This window comes from Streptomyces sp. NPDC006923 (genome assembly GCF_040635655.1).
Lineage (GTDB): Bacteria > Actinomycetota > Actinomycetes > Streptomycetales > Streptomycetaceae > Streptomyces.
Window position 1 is genome coordinate 8,601 of the sequence record NZ_JBEYIF010000036.1, and the last position, 18,424, is coordinate 27,024.

Sequence of the window (18,424 nt, forward strand, 5' to 3'; positions counted from 1 at the left end):
CTCCGTCGTGGTCGCGGTACGGAAGTCTGAGAGGAGCGGGTCAGGAGAGCCCGAGTTCGTCGTCGAGGAGATCGAAGATCTCGTCCGCGGTGGCGGACTGGATTTCGCGTTCTTCGGCAGCGCTGTTCGTTGCACTTTGCGTTTCATTCCACTTCGACAGGAGGTCGCGCAGGCGGGCGGTGATTCCGGGGCGTTCGATGTCGTCCGGGGCGATGCCCGCGAGGACGGACTCCAGCCGGTCCAGTTCGGTGTGGACCGGACGTCCGGCGGTGGCGCCGTCGTCCCGGAGCGTGTCGCTCAGATGTCCGGCGAGCGCGGCGGGTGAGGGGTAGTCGAAGATCAGTGTGACGGGCAGCCGGGTCCCGGCCGCCGCGCCGAGGCGGTTGCGCAGGTCGACGGCGGTGAGCGAGTCGAAGCCGAGGTCGAGGAAGCCCCGTCCGGCGTCGACGTCGTCGGGGCGTGCGTGTCCGAGGACGGCCGCCACCTGTGTGCGTACGAGTTCGAGGAGGGCGCGTTCGTGTTCGGCGGCCGTGAGTCCGGTCAGGCGCTCCTTGAGCGACGCGGCCGTGCCCGTGGCCGGGTCCGCCGGGGCGTCCGCGTACGTCGCGGCCTGGCGTGCGGGGGTCCGCACGAGGCCCCGCAGTACGGGGGGCAGCAGTCCGGCGGCGGCCTGGCCGCGCAGTGTCTTTGTGTCGAGGCGGATCGGTACGAGTACGGCGTCGTCCAGCGTGGTGGCCGCGTCGAACAGGGCGAGGCCCTCGCGGGGCGGCAGTGGTGCGTAGCCGCCGCGCGACATGCGGGTCAGGTCGCTCTCTTCGAGTCCTCCCGCCATGCCCCCGGCCGTGGCCCACAGGCCCCAGGCCAGCGAGACCGCCGGGCGTCCGAGCGCGGTGCGGTGCTGGGCGAGCGCGTCGAGGAAGACATTGGCGGCGGCGTAGTTGCCCTGTCCGGCGGCGCCGAAGGTGCCGGCGGCGGAGGAGAAGAGCACAAAGGCCGTCAGGTCCGCGTCGCGGGTGAGTTCGTGGAGGTTCCACGCGGCGTCGACCTTCGGCCGCAGGACCGTGTCGAGGCGTTCCCGGGTCAGGGAGGTGATGACGCCGTCGTCCAGTGCCCCGGCGGTGTGGATCACCGCGGTGAGCGGGTGTTCGGCCGGGATGTCCGCGAGGACCGCGGCGAGCGCGTCGCGGTCGGCGGCGTCGCAGGCTGCCCAGGTGACCTCGGCGCCCAGCCCGGTGAGTTCAGTGGTCAGCTCGGCCGCGCCGGCTGCGTCGGCTCCGCGACGGCTGGTCAGCAGCAGGTGCCGGACGCCGTGTTCGGCCACGAGATGCCGGGCGAAGAGGCTGCCGAGAGTGCCTGCGGCGCCCGTGAGCAGGACGGTGCCCCGGTGGCCGAACGCGACCGCCGTCGTGCCGGTGTCCGCCGTGACGGGGACGCGGGCGAGGCGCGGGGCGTACGCGGCGCCGGAGCGCAGAGCGAGCTGCGGTTCGCCGGAGGCGACCGCGCCGGGCAGGGCCAGGTCCGAGGGATCCGTGCCGTCGGTGTCGATCAGCAGGAACCGTCCCGGGTTCTCCGACTGGGCGGCGCGGACCAGGCCCCACACGGTGGCGTGCGCCAGGTCGGGGACGTCCTCGCCGGGAGCCGCGGCCAGGGCTCCCTGGGTCAGGAACACCAGGCGGGTGCCGGCGAACCGGGTGTCCTCCAGCCAGGTCCGCAGCAGCGCCAGGGCGTCCCCGGCCGCCGCACGGGCGTCGCCCGGCAGTGTGGCACCGGCCGCGGCGCGGTCCGGGGCCGCCCACGGGACGACGACCAGGTCGGGTACGGACGGCGCGCCTGCGAGGTCGGCCAGGTCCGGGTACCGGTCCAGGGGTTCGCCCGCGACCGACGGGGTGCGGCCCGAGGTGCCGAGGGTCACCCAGCGTTCGCCGGCCGGGACGGTGGTGTCCGGCAGGGGCAGCGCTGTCCATTCGGGCCGGAACAGCGCTTCGTGGTGCGGGGACGTGCGGGTGCCGAGCTGTTCCGCTGCCACCGGGCGCAGGATCAGTCCGTCGACCGAGGCGACGGGTGCGCCGGTGCCGTCCGCGAGCCGCAGTGACACACCGGCGGAACCGGCCGTGGCCAGGCGGGCGCGGAGCAGTGTGGCGCCTCTCGCGTGCAGTCGTACGCCGGTCCAGGCGAAGGGCAGCCGGGCCCCGGTGTCCTCGGGCGTGTGGTGGTCGAGTCCGCCGAGTCCGATGCCGTGCAGGACGGCGTCGAGAAGGGCTGGGTGGATGCCGAATCCGGCCGCGTCGGTCTCGTACTCCTGGTCCAGCCGGATCTCGGTGAAGAGTTCACCGTCGCGCCGCCACGCGGCGCGCAGCCCCTGGAAGGCGGGTCCGTAGCCAAGGCCCGCCTCGGCGGCCCGCTGGTAGAACTCGCCGGTCGGCACCTCGGTGGCGCCGGCCGGGGGCCAGACGGTCAGGTCGACCGGTTCCGGCCGCTGTCCGCCGGTGGCGGCCGTGGCGAGGACACCGGCGGCGTGCCGGGTCCAGGGTTCGTCGGTGGCATCCTCGCCCCGGGAGTGCAGGGCGAGGGTACGCCGGCCCGAGCCGTCGGCGGCGGACAGTCCGAGGCGGATCTGGACCGCGCCGCGCGCGGGCAGTGTCAGCGGGGCTTCCAGGGTCAGTTCCTCGACGGTGTCGCAGCCCGCCTCCTCACCGGCGCGCAGGGCGAGTTCGACGAAGGCCGTGCCGGGCAGCAGGACGGTGTCCATGACGGTGTGATCGGCCAGCCAGGGATGGGTCTGGAGAGACAGCCGTCCGGTGAAGACATAGCCGCCGGAGTCGGGCAGTTCGACGGCCGTGCCGAGCAGGGGGTGACCGGCGGTGTCCAGGCCGGCGCCGAGGACGTCCTCGGTGGACACACCGACGTCGAGCCAGTAGCGGCGGCGCTGGAAGGCGTATGTCGGCAGTGCCACGCGGCGCGCCCCGAGCCCGGCGTAGACCCGCTTCCAGTCGGCGGAGATGCCGCGGACATGGAGCAGGCCGAGGGCGGCGGCGAGGGTGCGGTTCTCGGGCCGGCCGGCGCGCAGGACGGGGACGAAGACCGGGGCCCCGGCGTCGCCGGCCCGGCTGTCGGGGTCTGTCCCGGTGTCCTCGGTCAGGCAGTCCTCGCCGAGGGCGGACAGCACACCGTCCGGGCCGATTTCGACGAAGGTCGTGACGCCGCTGTCGCGCAGCAGCCGTACGCCGTCGAGGAAGCGGACGGCGTCACGGGCGTGCCGTACCCAGAAGTCCGGGTCCCCGAGCTCGTCCGCCGTGACGACGGTGCCCGTCAGATTGGACACGACGGGGATGCGTGGCGGCTGGAAGGCCAGACCCTCGGCGATCTTGCGGAAGTCCGCGAGCACGGGATCCATGCGGGGCGAGTGGAAGGCGTGGCTGACGGCCAGCCGCCTGGTCTTGCGGCCCTGCTCCTCGAAGTTGGCCGCGATCGCGAGGACGGTGTCCTCGTCACCGGAGATGACGACGGACGCCGGGCCGTTGACGGCGGCGATGCTCACGCGGTCGGTGAGCAGGGGCAGTACCTCGCTCTCCGGTGCCTGTACGGCCACCATCGCGCCGCCTTCGGGCAGTTCCTGCATGAGCCGGCCGCGCGCGGCGACCAGGGTGCAGGCGTCCTCCAGGGACAGCACTCCGGCGACGTGGGCGGCGGCGAGTTCACCGATGGAGTGCCCGGAGACGAAGTCCGGCCTCAGGCCCCACGATTCGAGGAGCCGGAACAGCGCGACCTCGACGGCGAACAGCGCGGGCTGGGTGAGGGCCGTACGGTCGAGCGGTGCCGCGTCGTCCCCGAACAGCGTCTCCCTGAGGGGCTGTTGGAGGTGGCGGTCCAGTTGGGCGCAGACCGCGTCCAACGCGTCCGCGAACACGGGGCACGTGTCGTACAGCTCGCGGCCCATGCCGGGCCGCTGGCTGCCCTGGCCGGTGAACAGGAAGGCCGTCCTGCCCTCGGTGGCGGTGCCGCGCACCAGACCCGCCGCCGGCTCGCCGCGAGTGAGCGCGTCGAGGCCGCGCAGCAGTTCCTCGCGGTCTTCGCCGACGAGGGCCGCGCGGTGTTCCAGTGCCGAGCGGGTCGTCGCCAGCGAGTAGCCGAGGTCGGTCAGGCTCAGCTCCTGGTCGGTGTGGACGCGTGAGCGCAGGCGCCGGGCCTGGGCCCGCAGTCCGTCCTCGTTCCGTGCGGACAGCAGGACCGGCACGGACGGCAGAGCGGCGCGGCGTCTGCTGTCCGCCGTGGCGGTGTTGTGTTCGCGCGCGGTGTCCGCCGGGGCGGTGTCGGCGGGCGCCTCCTCGATGATCGCGTGCGCGTTGGTGCCGCTGATGCCGAAGGAGGACACTCCGGCGCGACGCGGCCGGCCGTTCCTGGGCCAGGGCATCTGCTCGGTCAGCAGGGACACGGCGCCCGAGGACCATTCGACGTGCGGCGAAGGAGCGTCGACGTGCAGTGTTTTCGGCAGTACGCCGTGGCGCATCGCGAGCACCATCTTCATGACGCCGGCGACACCGGAGGCGGCCTGGGTGTGGCCGAGGTTCGATTTGACGGAGCCGAGCCACAGCGGCCGGTCGGCGGGCCGGTCCTGGCCGTACGTCGCGAGCAGCGCCTGGGCCTCGATGGGGTCGCCGAGGGTGGTGCCCGTGCCGTGCGCCTCGACCGCGTCGATCTGGTCGCCCGGCACCCGGGCGTTGGCGAGGGCCTGGCGGATGACCCGCTGCTGCGAGGGGCCGTTCGGGGCGGTGAGGCCGTTGGACGCGCCGTCCTGGTTGACGGCGGAGCCCCGGACGACGGCGAGGACCTGGTGTCCGTTCTTCTTCGCGTCGGAGAGCCGCTCCAGCAGGAGCATGCCCGCGCCCTCGCCCCAGCCGGTGCCGTCGGCGGCGGCGGCGAACGACTTGCAGCGGCCGTCGGCGGCGAGACCGCGCTGCCTGCTGAACTCGATGAAGGTGCCGGGAGTGAACATCACGGTGACACCGCCCGCGAGGGCCAGGGTGCACTCGCCCTGCCGCAGCGCCTGCGCCGCGAGGTGCAGGGCGACCAGCGACGACGAGCAGGCCGTGTCGACAGTGACCGCCGGGCCTTCGAGCCCGTAGGTGTAGGCGACGCGTCCGGAGACAACGCTGCTGGAGCTGCCGGTGCCGAGATAACCCTCGACCTCGTCGGGCACGGCGTGCAGCCGGGAGCCGTAGTCGTGGTACATGACGCCCGCGAAGACACCGGTGCTGCTGCCGCGCATCGACAGGGGGTCGATGCCGGCGCGCTCGAACGCCTCCCAGGAGATCTCCAGCAGCAGCCGCTGCTGCGGGTCCATCGCCAGCGCCTCACGCGGCGAGATCCCGAAGAACGCCGGGTCGAAGTCGGCCGCGTCGTGCAGGAATCCGCCTTCGCGGGCGTACGAGGTGCCCTGGGCCGCCGGGTCCGGGTCGTACAGGTGCTCAAGGTCCCAGCCGCGGTTGTCCGGGAAGAGCGAGATGCCGTCGGAGCCTGTGGAAAGCATCTGCCACAGGTCGTCCGGGGTACGGATGCCGCCGGGGTAGCGGCAGCTCATGGCCACGATGGCGATGGGTTCGTCATGGGCGGCGGCGGTGACGGGGGCCGGCGCAATGCCGGCCGGTCGTGCTCCCGTCAGCTCGGCGCGCAGATGGCGGCCGAGGACGGACGGGTCGGGATAGTCGAAGATCAGGGTGGCGGGCAGCCGGAGCCGGGTCGCCGCGGCGAGCTGGTTGCGCAGTTCGACGGCCGTCAGGGAGTCGAAGCCCAGCTCCTTGAAGGCACGGGACGCCTCGACGGCCTGAGGTCCCGCGTGGCCGAGCACGGCCGCGACCTGCGTCCTGACCAGGTCGGTCAACAGCCGGTCCTGCTCGTCCTCGGACAGTTCCGCCAGCCGCAGTTGGAGATCCGACTCCGCGCCGCCTTCGAGGGCGGCCGTGCGGCGGACCGGGACCCGGACGAGTCCGCGCAGCAGCGGCGACAGGGCGCCGGCGGCGGCACGCGTCCGCAGGGCCGCGAGGTCCACCCGCATCGGCGCCAGTGCGGCCTCGTCGACTTCGAGTGCGGTGTCGAGGAGGGCCAGTCCCTCCGCCGAGGAGAGTGGTGGCAGTCCGGCACGTCTCATCCGGCTGATGTCGGCCTCGGTCAGTCCGCCGGCCATACCGCCCTCCGCCCACAGTCCCCAGGCGAGCGCGGTCGCCGGGAGTCCGGCGGCGCGGCGGTGTGTGGCGAGCGCGTCCAGGAAGGCGTTGGCGGCGGCGTAGTTGCCCTGTCCGGGGCCACCGAAGAGACCGGAGGACGAGGAGAAGAGGACAAACGCCGACAGGTCCAGGTCCCTGGTCAGGCTGTGCAGGTTGAGGGCGGCGTCGACCTTGGGGCGCAGTACGGTGCGGACGCGTTCCGGTGTCAGCGAGCTGATCACACCGTCGTCGAGAACACCGGCGGTGTGGACGACGGCGGTCAGCGGGTGTTCCGGGGGCACCGTGTCCAGTGCGCGGGCGAGCGCGTCGCGGTCGGCGGCGTCGCAGGCGGCCCAGGTCACCTCGGCGCCCAGCCCGGTGAGTTCGGCGGTCAGCTCGGCCGCGCCCGGGGCCTGCTCGCCGCGCCGGCTGAGCAGCAGCAGATGGCGTACGTCCTGGCTGGTCACCAGGTGCCGGGCGATCAGGCCGCCCAGCATGCCGGTGGCGCCGGTGACCAGGACGGTGCCGGCTCCCGCGAACGGGCGCGCCTCGGCGGCGTCGGCGGTGGCGGCGACGCGGGCCAGCTTCGGAGCGCGTACGGCGCCGTCGCGGACGGCGAGCTGCGATTCGCCGGAATCCAGGGCGCGGGTCAGCGTGGTCAGGGACAGGCCCCGGTCGCCACCGGTGCCGGAGGGGCCGTCGAGGTCGAGCAGCAGGAAACGGCCCGGGTTCTCGGACTGCGCGGATCGCAGCAGGCCACATACGGCGGCGCCCGCGAGGTCCTGGACGCCGTCACCGTCGTCGGTGGCGATCGCGCCGCGGGTCACAACGACAAGCCGGGAGTCCGCGAGCCGTTCCTCCGCCAGCCAGCTCCGCGCCACCGCGAGCGCGTCCGAGACGGCCGTGTGCACCGCGTCGGCGTCGAGCCCGTCGGTGGCGGGCAGCGGGTGGAACACCTCGGCCGGCACTCGCGCGCCGCCTTCCACCGCCGCGACGAGTTCGGTGAGCCCGGCGTACCGGTCGAACGACGCGTCCGCGACGGGCACAGTGTCCTCGCCCAGTACGGCCCAGGCGCCGCGTTCCCGCGCCGGTTCTGTTTCGGGGGCGTCCGTCCATTCCATCCGGAACAGCGACTCATGGTGGGCGGCCCGCGCGGAGCGGAGCTGTTCTCCGGCGACGGGCCGCAGCCCGAGCGCTTCCACGGACGCGACCGGCTCGCCCGCGGCGTCCGCGATCTCCAGTCGTACGCCTTCCGCGCCCGCCTGGGTGAGGTGGACACGCAGCGCGGAGGCCCCGCTCGCGTGCAGGGACACACCTGTCCAGGCGAACGGCAGCCGGCCCTCGCCACCGGCGCTGCCCAGCCCGTCCAGTCCGATGGCGTGCAGGGCCGCGTCGAGGAGCGCGGGGTGGAGGCCGAAGCCGGCGGCGTCGCCGGTGATGTCCTCGGGCAGCCGGACCTCGGCGAAGATCTCGCCGTCGCGCCGCCACGCCCTGTGCAGTCCCCGGAAGGCGGGGCCATAGGCGAAGCCGATGTCGTTCAGGCCCTCGTAGCGGCCGTCCAGCGGAATCTCCTCGGTGCCGGCCGGTGGCCAGACGCCGCTGAGGTCGAAGGCCGGCTGCGGCCGTCCGCCGGAGGCCAGCGTCCCGCCGGCGTGCCGGGTCCAGGGTTCCTCGGCTGGCAGGCCCTCCGCGCGGGAGTGCAGGGCGAGTGGGCGCCTGCCCGCGCCGTCGGCCGCACCGACGGTCAGCCGTAGCTGTACGCCGCCCCGTCCGGGCAGCACCAGCGGTGTTTCGAGGGTGAGTTCGTCCAGGTAGTCGCAGCCGACGTGGTCGCCGGCGCGGATGGCCAGTTCCACAAAGGCGGTGCCGGGCAGCAGGACGGAGTCCAGGATGGTGTGGTCCGCGAGCCACGGATGGGTGGCGAGAGAGAGCCTGCCGGTGAACAGCACTCCGTCGGAGTCGGGCAGCTCGGCGCTGGCACTGAGCAGCGGGTGCCCGGTCTCGCTTTGGCCGACCGAGGTGACATCGCCGAGCACGAGCGGCACGAAGGCCGGCCAGTAGCGCTGCCGTTGGAACGCGTAGGTGGGCAGTTCCACCCGGCGCGCTCCGCGTCCGGCGTGTACGGCCTCCCAGTCGACACTCGCACCGGTGACATGGGCGCGGGCGATCGCGGTAGTCAGTGTCTCGGTTTCGATGCGTCCGGCGCGCAGTGCGGGGACAAAAGCCAGTCCCTCGCCCATGGCGCAGTCCTGCGCCATGGCCGTCAGCACACCATCGGGACCCAGCTCAAGGAACGTCGTGACACCCTGCGCCTCAAGCGTTCGCACCCCGTCCAGGAACCGCACACCCTCCCGCACATGCCGCACCCAGAACTCCGGATCACCCATCTCCCCCGCCGACACAACAGCACCGGTCAGATTGGACACGATCGCAATCTTCGGGGCCTCGTAGCTGAGCCCCGCCACCACCTGGCGGAAGGCGTCCAGCATCCCGTCCATCCGGGGCGAATGAAACGCGTGGCTCACCGTGAGCCGCTTGGTCCGACGCCCCTCCGCCTCAAAACGCCCCGCGATCTCCAGCACCGCGTCCTCGTCACCGGACATGACCACCGAGGAAGGACCGTTGACCGCCGCGATCCCCACCCGGTCGGACAGCAGGGGCGTCACCTCGTCCTCCGACGCCTCGACTGCCACCATCGCACCGCCCGAGGGCAGCTCCTCCATCAACCGGCCACGCGCCGCCACCAGCGTGCACGCGTCCGCCAGCGACAGCACACCCGCCACATGCGCCGCCGTAATCTCACCCACCGAATGCCCGGACAGGAAATCCGGCCGCACACCCCACGACTCCACCAACCGGAACAGCGCCACCTCCACCGCGAACAACGCCGGCTGCGCAAACCCCGTACGGCCAAGAAGCCCGGCATCCTCCCCGAACACCACAGCCTTCAGAGGCCGTTCAAGGCGCCCGTCCAGATGCGCACACACCGCGTCAAACGCGTCCGCGAACACCGGATACACCTCATACAACTCACGCCCCATACCGAGGCGCTGAGTCCCCTGACCGGTGAACAGGAACGCCACCTTGCCGCCGGTCGCGGTGCCCGTGAACAGACCCGGTCCGGTGGTTTCGCCGTGTGCGAGGGCTTCGAGGCCCCGTAGGAAGCTGTCGTGGCCGGTGGCGACGACGGCGGCGCGGCGCTCGAAAGCGGTGCGTCCCGTGGCGAGGGAGTAGGCGATGTCGCCGGTGGTCACCTCTGCGGTGCCCGCCAGGTGCGCGTGAAGCCGCTCGGCCTGGTCGCGCAGGCCCTCCGCGGTCTTCGCCGACAACAGCCAGGCGTCCATGCCCGGCCGTGCGGGGTTCGCGACGGCGGGAGCGGGCTCGGCAAGCGGAAGGGGCAGTTCAAGGACGGTGTGCGCGTTGGTGCCGCTGATACCGAAGGACGAGACCGCCGCGCGACGGGGCCGTCCGGTCTCGGGCCAGGGACGGGACTCGGTGAGCAGCTCCACGGCACCCGCCGACCAGTCCACATGCGGAGACGGCTCATCCACATGCAACGACCGGGGCAACACACCATGCCGCATCGCCAGCACCATCTTGATGATCCCCGCCACACCCGCAGCCGCCTGCGTATGACCAAAATTCGACTTGATCGACCCCAGCCACAACGGCCGCCCGGCATCACGACCCTGCCCATACGTCGCCAGCAGCGCCTGCGCCTCAATCGGATCACCCAACCGCGTCCCCGTACCATGCGCCTCCACCGCATCCACATCCGACGACACCAGACCCGCACCCTCAAGAGCCCGCCGAATCACCCGCTGCTGCGACGGACCATTCGGCGCCGTCAAACCATTCGACGCACCATCCTGATTCACCGCCGAACCACGGACGATCGCCAGCACCTGATGCCCGTTCTCGCGGGCGTCGGAAAGCCGCTCCACGAGCAGCATGCCGACACCCTCGCCCCAGCCGGTGCCGTCGGCCCCGGCGGCGAACGCCTTGATACGGCCGTCGGTGGCGAGGCCGCGCTGACGGCTGAAGTCGATGAACGACGAGGGTGTGGACATGACCGTGACGCCGCCCGCGAGGGCCAGTTCGCACTCGCCGTCGCGCAGTGCCTGGATCGCCCAGTGCAGTGCGACCAGGGAGGACGAACACGCCGTGTCGACCGTGACCGCCGGGCCTTCGAGGCCCAGCGCGTAGGCGACGCGGCCGGACATGACGCTGGCGGCGTTGCCCGTACCGAGGAAGCCTTCCGTGCCCTCGGGTGAGGACAGGATGACGGGCAGATAGTCCTGTCCGTTGGTGCCGGCGAAGACGCCGACCTGCCGGCCCCGGAGGGTCATCGGGTCGATGCCCGCGTACTCCAGCGCCTCCCAGGAGGTCTCCAGCAGCAGCCGCTGCTGTGGGTCCATCGCCAGGGCCTCACGCGGCGAGATCCCGAAGAACGCCGGGTCGAAGTCGCCGGCGTCCGCGAGGAACCCGCCCTCCCTGACATAGGTGGTGTCCGCGCCCGCCGAGTCCGGGTCGTACAGCGTGTCCAGATCCCAGCCGCGGTCGCTCGGAAACCCACTGACGGCGTCCGTCCCGGACACAAGCAACTGCCACAGTTCCTCCGGCGAGCGGACACCGCCCGGGAAACGGCAGCTCATCCCGACGATCGCGATCTGATCGTCGTCGGAGAGGGTGGTCCGCCGGGCGGGGGCGAGTGCCACTGGTGCGGTGCCGGCCAGTTCGCCCCGGAGGAAATCGGCGAGGGCCAGGGGGGTGGGGTAGTCGAAGACGAGTGTGGCGGACAGTCGCAGCCCGGTGAGGGTGGAGATGAGGTTGCGGATCTCGACGGCGGTCAGTGAGTCAAAACCGAGGTCCCGGAAGGCCCGGCTGGGCTCGACGGTTTCCGGACCGGGATAGCCGAGGACGGCCGCCACCTGGGTACGGACGAAGTCGAGCGTCAGGTGTTCGCGTTCCGTCTCCGAGGCCGCTGTTTCCAGTCGCCGTGCCAGCGACAAGTCGCCGCTGCCGGTGCCTTCTCTCCGCGAGTGCTCCTGTCGCAGCGCGGCCTGTGCCTCGGGCAGGTCGGCGATGAACGGGTTGGGACGGATGGCGGTGAGGCCGGGCGCGAAACGGCTCCAGTCGATGTCGGCGACGAGGGAGAAGGTCTCGTCGAGGTCCAGGGCCCTGTGCAGCGCGGACACGGCGAGGGCGGGCGCGAGGACGGGCAGTCCGGCGAGCCGGATGCGCTCGGCGGCGAGTTCGTCGGTGGCCATTCCGCCGCCGGCCCAGGCGCCCCAGGCGACGGAGGTGGCGGGCAGCCCGTCGGCGCGGCGCTGCTCGGCGAGCGCGTCGAGGTAGGCGTTGGCGGCGGCGTAGTTGGCCTGTCCGGCGGCGCCGAAGGTGCCGGCCATGGAGGAGAAGAGGACAAACGCCGAGAGGTCCAGGCCGCGTTCACGGGTGAGTTCGTGAAGTGCGAGCGCGGCGTCGGCCTTGGGCCTGAGGACCGCCTCGATGCGCTCGGCGGTGAGTCCGTCGAGGACGCCGTCGTCCAGTACGCCCGCGGCGTGGACGACGGCCGTCAGAGGATGCTCCTCCGGCAACGCGTCCAGCAACCCACCCAACGCCTCCCGATCAGCCACATCACACGCCGCGACCATCACCTCCACACCCAGCGCCACCAACTCCTCCCGCAACCCCACCGCACCCGGAGCCGCCAACCCACGACGACTCACCAACACCAGACGCTCCGCACCACACCCCACCAACCACCGAGCCACCTCACCCCCCAACGCACCCGTACCACCCGTCACCAACACACTCCCCCGCACCGACCAACCACCCACACCCTCCGAACCACCCACCACCCGCACCAACCGCCGAACAAACACACCAGAACCCCGCACAGCGACCTGATCCTCACCGCCGGATCCGGCGAGGATGTCGGCAAGGCGTCCAAGGGCACGCTCGTCGGCCGTTTCCGGCAGGTCGACCAGGCCGCCCCAGGCGTCGGGGTATTCGTGTGCGGCGGTCCTTCCCAGGCCCCAGACCTGCGCCTGGAGGGGGTTGGTGAGCCGGTCGTTGCGACCGGTGGACACCGCTCCGTGGGTGGCGGCCCACAGGCGGCCCTCGATGCCGGCGTCGCCCAGGGCCTGGACGAGTACGGTCGTGGCGGCGAGGCCGGCGGTGAGCGAAGGCCGGCCGGGGTACGGGCGTTCGTCGAGGGCCAGCAGCGAGAGGACACCGCCGACGGCGGGGCCTTCGCCGTCCTCCGCCAGTGTCTCGCGGAGGCGGTCGGTCAGGGCCGCGCGGTCGGTGGTCCCAGCGTCGAGTGTGATGCGCCGGATCCGTGCGCCGCGCCCGGTGAGCGTCCGGGTGAGGGCGTCGGCCCAGTGGTCGCTGTCAGGTGTGCCGGAGGTGATGACCAGCCAGGTGCCGTGGAAGACCCCACCGGGTGCGGTGCCGGTCAGTGGTTTCCAGGTGACCGCGTAGCGCCAGGTGTCGACCGTCGACCGGTCGCGGCTCTGCCGGTGCCAGGCGGACAGTGCGGGCAGCACGGCGCTGAGCGGCTGGTCGCCGTCGACCCCGAGGGTGTCGGCGAGAGCCGCCAGGTCTTCGCTGTGTACGACTTCCCAGAAGCGGGCCTCGGTCGCGTCGGGTCCGGCCGTACCGTCCGGGGTGGTCTCGTCGGGGAAGGTGAACGCGTTCTCGGGCCAGAAGCGGCGGCGTTGGAAGGCGTAGGTCGGCAGGTCGACGCGGCGCGCGCCCGTACCGGAAAAATAGGCGTCCCAGTCGGGGGACGCACCGCGCACCTGGATCCGGGCGAGGGCATGGGCAAGGGTCCGTGCTTCGGGACGGTCACCGCGCAGTGCGGGGACAAAGGCCACCGTCTCCGGCTTCGCCGTCGTCAGACAGTCCTGGCCCAGCGCGGAGAGCACACCGTCGGGACCGAGTTCGACGAATGTCGTGACACCGTGGCTCTCCAGAGTGCGAATGCCGTCGAGGAAACGTACGGCCTCGCGGACATGGCGGACCCAGAAGCCGGGGTCGGTGATCTCGGCGGCGGAGACCAGTCCGCCGGTGAGGTTCGAGACGACCGGGATACGGGGCGCGTGGTAGGTGAGGCGCTCCGCGACATGGCGGAACCCGTCGAGCATGGCGTCCATGTGCGGCGAATGAAAGGCATGACTGACCGTCAGACGCTTGGTCTTACGGCCCTGCCGCTCGAAGGAGGCGGCGAGCGCGAGGACGGCGTCCTCGTCACCGGACACCACCACCGAGGAGGGCCCGTTGACCGCGGCGACACTCACACCGTCGCCGAGCAGCGGCAGCACCTCGTCCTCGGACGCCTGGAGGGCCACCATCGCACCACCCGAGGGCAGGTCCTGCATGAACCGGCCGCGCGCCGCGACGAGCATTGACGCGTGTTCCAGCGACAGGACGCCCGCCGCGTGGGCGGCGGCCAGTTCCCCGATGGAGTGCCCGGACAGGAAATCCGGCTTCAGGCCCCAGGACTCGACGAGCCGGAACAGCGCGACCTCGATCGCGAACAGCGCGGGCTGGGTGAAGCCCGTACGGTCCAGCAGGTCCTGGTCGTCGCCGAACAGCACCTCACGCAGGGGCCGTTCGAGGAATCGGTCCAGTTGTGCGCAGACCGCGTCGAGGGTCTCGGCAAACACCGGGTACGCGTCGTACAGCTCGCGTCCCATGCCCAGGCGCTGGCTGCCCTGTCCGGTGAACAGGAATGCCAGTTTGCCCTCGGTGACCAGTCCTTCGGCCGTCTCCGCACCGCGTCCGCCGTCCGCCAGCGCGGCCAGTTCCGCCAGCAGCCCTTCGCGGTCCGCCGCGATCAGTACGGCCCTGCGGTCCAGCGCGGCACGGGTGACGGCCCCCGCGTAGGCGACATCGGTCAGGCCGTGTCCGGGGTGGGCGGTCAGGTACGCGTGCAGTGTCCCGGCCTGCGCGCGCAGCGCGGCCTCGTCTTTGCCCGACAGGGCCAGGGGCACCACGGGGAGCCGCCGCGACGGGGTGCCGTCCGTCCCGGTGGGGCCGGCCACCGCGTCAAGGTCGTCGTCCGGTGCCTCCTCCAGGATGGTGTGCGCGTTGGTGCCGCTCATCCCGAACGAGGAGATGCCCGCGCGGCGCGGCTGGTCGACTCTGGGCCACTCCCGGGTCTCGGTGAGCAGGCTGATGTCACCGGAGGCCCAGTCGACGTGCGGGGTGGGCTCCTCGATGTGGAGCGTCTTGGGCAGCACACCGTGTCGCAGCGCCATGACCGTCTTGATCACACCGCCGACACCGGCGCCCGCCTGGGCGTGGCCGATGTTGGATTTGATGGAGCCGAGCCACAGCGGGCGGCCCTCGGGCCGGCTCTGTCCGTAGGTGGCGAGCAGGGCTCCCGCCTCGATGGGGTCGCCGAGGGCGGTGCCGGTGCCGTGCGCCTCGACCGCGTCGATCTGATCCGGGGTGAGGCGGGCGTTGGTCAGCGCCTGGAGGATGACGCGCTGCTGGGAGGGGCCGTTGGGCGCGGTGAGACCGTTGGACGCGCCGTCCTGGTTGACGGCGGATCCGCGCACCACGGCGAGGACCGGGTGGCCCTTGCGGCGGGCGTCCGACAGCCGCTCGACAACAAGCATGCCGACGCCCTCGGCGAGGCTGAAGCCGTCGGCGTCGACGGAGAAGGGCTTGGAGCGTCCGTCGAAGGCGAGGCCGTGCATCTTGCTGTAGTCCACAAAGGTGCCGGGCGCCGACATCAGGGTCGCACCGCCGGCCAGTGCCAGCGAGCATTCCCCGTTGCGCAGGGCCTGGACCGCCAGATGCAGCGCGACAAGAGACGACGAGCAGGCCGTGTCGACGGTGACCGCCGGGCCTTGCAGACCGAAGCAGTAGGAGAGGCGGCCGGAGGCGACGCTCGCCGCGTTGCCGGTCCCGAAGTAGCCTTCCATGTTCTCGGTGGAGCTGAGAAGCGCGGTGAGATAGTCGTGGTTGCTGGTGCCGACGAAGACACCGACCCGCTTGCCGTGCACGGACAGCGGATCGATCCCGGCCCGTTCGAACGCCTCCCAGGACGTCTCCAGGAGGAGCCGCTGCTGCGGGTCCATGCTGAGGGCTTCGCGGGGGCTGATGCCGAACAGGGACGGGTCGAAGTCCGCCAGTCCGTCGACGAAGCCGCCCTCGCGGGTATAGCTGGTGCCCGGGTGGTCGGGGTCCGGGTGGTAGAGCGCGTCGAGGTCCCAGCCGCGGTCGGTGGGGAACGCGGACACCGCGTCGGTGCCCTCGGTGACAAGCCGCCAGAGATCCTCGGGGGAGCGGACACCGCCGGGATAGCGGCAGCCCATGCCCACGATGGCGATGGGGTCCTGGTTCTTCGCCTCCGCCTCGTGTAGGCGTTGGCGTGTCTGATGCAGATCCGCCGTCACCAGTTTGAGGTAGTCCCGCAGCGTTTCTTCATTCGCCATTTAACGCAACTCATTCATGGCAGACGGCATCGAAAAATGCTCCACAATTCCGCAGGAACAGGGGACCCGATTACCAGGCTTTCACGTCGGATTCTCGCAGCTTCTCACCGAGAGCCTAGGGCTGCCGTAATCCCGCTCACAACCCCTAACTGCCCCCTACCGCCCCCTTCACAAAGCGGGGGAGGCAGCGGGCAGCCAGGAATTGAGAGAGTTATTCGAGAGTACCTTGAATACTGTTGCACATGGCCGCAGGAGTCAACAGATGAATTCTTGTCACGCTCGGCCGAGTCCCTTGTTGATAAACGCGAAGAGTTCTTCGTCGCTGGCCGAGTCGAGTTCGGCCACCGTGTCCGCGCCACCCGTGGGCGCGCCCGGCGCGGGGACGGCGGGTGATTCGGGGCCGGCCCACTCCTCCGCGTCGTTCCACTTGGCGAGCAGAGACTGGAGCCGCATCGTGACCCGGGCCCGGGTCACATTGTCGGCGGTGCTCCCGGCGAGCACGGTCTCCAGTCTGTCGAGCTCCGAGAGGAGCGGCGCCCCGCCCGCCGCCTCGTCCGGAACGACCTCGGCCCGCAGATGCGCGGCCACGGCGGCCGGGGTGGGGTGGTCGAAGATCAGCGTCGGCGGAAGCTTCAGACCGCTGGCGGCGCCCAGCCGGTTGCGGAGTTCGACGGCCGTCAGGGAGTCGAAGCCCAGTTCCTTGAACGCCCGGTTCGCCTCGATGGCCTCGGCTCCGGAGTGTCCGAGCACGGCCGCGACGGCGCTCCGTACGAGCCCCAGCAGCAGCCGCTCCCGCTCGGTGTCGGGCAGGCCCGCGAGCTGCTGGGCGAGTCCGACTCCCCCGGCGCCGTCGTCGGCGGTGTCGGCCCGCATCTCCTCGATGATCCGGACGGCCTCGGGCAGGCCGTCCAGCAGCGGTCGCGGGCGGTCGGCGGTGTACGCGAGGGTGAACCGCTTCCAGTCCATGTCGATGACGGTGAGCGCGGTCTCGTCCCGGTCCAGGATGTGCTGAAGTGCGGCGAGGGCCGGTTCCGGAGCCATCTCGACGATGCCGTGCCGGCGCATCCGGTCACCCACCACACCCTCCGCCGTACCACCGTCGCCCCAGGGGCCCCAGGCGACGGAGGTCGCGGGCAGACCGAGCGAACGCCGGTACTCGGCGAACGCGTCAAGAAACGCGTTGCCCGGCGCCTGATTGCCCTGCCCCGGCGCCCCGAACGTCGCGGCGAACGACGAGAACAGCACAAACGCCGACAGCTCCAGATCCTTCGTCAGCTCATGCAGATGCACCGTCGCATCCCGCTTGACCGCGAGCGCACCGGCGGCCCGCTCGGCCGTGAGCCCGTCGATGACACCGTCGTCGGGCCGCGCGGCGGTGTGGATGACGGCCCTCAGCGGCTGGTCGGACGGCACTCCGGCAAGCAGTGCGGCCAGGGCCTCCCGGTCGGTGAGATCGCAGTCGGCGACCGTCACCCGGGCGCCCGCCGCCGTCAGTTCTGCCACCAGCCCGGCTTCAGCCCGCTCGGACTCCGCCGTGTCGGCCTGCCCGGTGCCGGTGTTCGCACCAGCGGTGCCGGGCTCCGCGTCGCGCACCAGCAGCAGATGTTCCGCACCGTTGCGGGCCAGCCATCCGGCGACCTCCGCGCCCAGCGCTCCCGTGCCTCCGGTGATCAGTGTCGTACCCTCCGGCCGCCATGTGCGGACGTCGGGCGTGGCGGCGAGCGGGGCGCGTGCAAGACGCGGGCCGAAGATTCCGGCGGTACGGATGGCCACCTCGCCCTCGTCGTCCGTGCCGGCGAGGACATCCGCGAGGCGGGAGAGGGCGCGCGCGTCCAGGGTCTCCGGCAGGTCGACAAGTCCGCCCCAGCGCGCCAGGTGTTCCAGTGCCGCGACCCGGCCCAGACCCCGGACCAGTGCCTGGGCCGGGGCGGTGAGCGGGTCGGGGGCGCCGGTGGACACGGCTCCCCGGGTCGCGCACCACAGGGGCGCGGAAATCTCCGCATCACCCAGCGCCTGGATCAGCGCGAGGGTGGCTGCCAGACCTTCGGGTGCGGACGGATGCGACAGGTGCGGCCGGTCGTCGAGCGCGAGCAAGGAGAGGACGCCGCCGATGTCCGACGTGCCTTCGAGGGTCCCCGAGATCAGCGCGGCGAGGGACACGCGGTCGGCGGCCCGGCCGAGGTCGATCCGCCGTATGTCGGCGCCGCGCCCGCTGAGCGCGGCGGCGATGTCGTCAGCCTGTCCGTCCTCGATGCCGTGCCCGGGGACGACCAGCAGCCAGGTGCCGGTCAGCCGCTGGGCGCCGCTGCCGCTTTCGGAGAGGGGCTTCCAGGTGACGCGGTAGCGCCAGGCGTCCAGTGTGGTGCGCTCGCGGCTCTGCCGCCGCCAGGAGGCCAGCGCCGGCAACAGTTCGCTGACCGGCTGGTCGCCCGCGATGTTCAGCTCTGCGGTGAGCGATTCCAGGTCCTCGCGTTCGACCGCTTCCCAGAACCGGGCGTCCGTCGCGTCGGCCTCCACCACACCCGGCAGCGCCGCAGGAGCCGCCTCCGGCCAGTACCGCTGATACTGAAACGCATACGTCGGCAGGTCGACCCGCCGGGCCCCGGTCCCCGCATAGACCGCCTCCCAGTCCACCGCCGCACCAGCCGTATACGCCTCACCGACCGACAGCCAGAACCGCTCCAAACCGCCCTCACCGCGCCGCAGCGTCCCCACCGCCACCGCGTCACGCCCCGCATCCTCCACCGTCTCCGCCACACCCACCGCCAGCAC

Annotated in this window: 2 protein-coding genes; both read right to left on the reverse strand. The window is 71.9% G+C overall.

The window, feature by feature from the left end; all coding sequences use genetic code 11:
- Positions 1-40: 40 nt before the first annotated feature.
- Entirely contained in the window at positions 41-15,652 is a 15,612-nt protein-coding gene (locus tag ABZ707_RS32570) for a type I polyketide synthase (RefSeq protein ID WP_360182266.1), read from the reverse strand.
- A 273-nt stretch (positions 15,653-15,925) separates the two neighbouring features.
- Positions 15,926-18,424: KR domain-containing protein (locus tag ABZ707_RS32575; protein WP_360182268.1), on the reverse strand; the 2,499-nt coding region annotated here is incomplete at its 5' end.

What these genes read in the sequence shown, in the direction of transcription:
- ABZ707_RS32570 (WP_360182266.1), bottom strand. Translation starts at nt 15,652, where the DNA reads ATGGCGAATGAAGAAACGCTGCGGGACTACCTCAAACTGGTGACGGCG.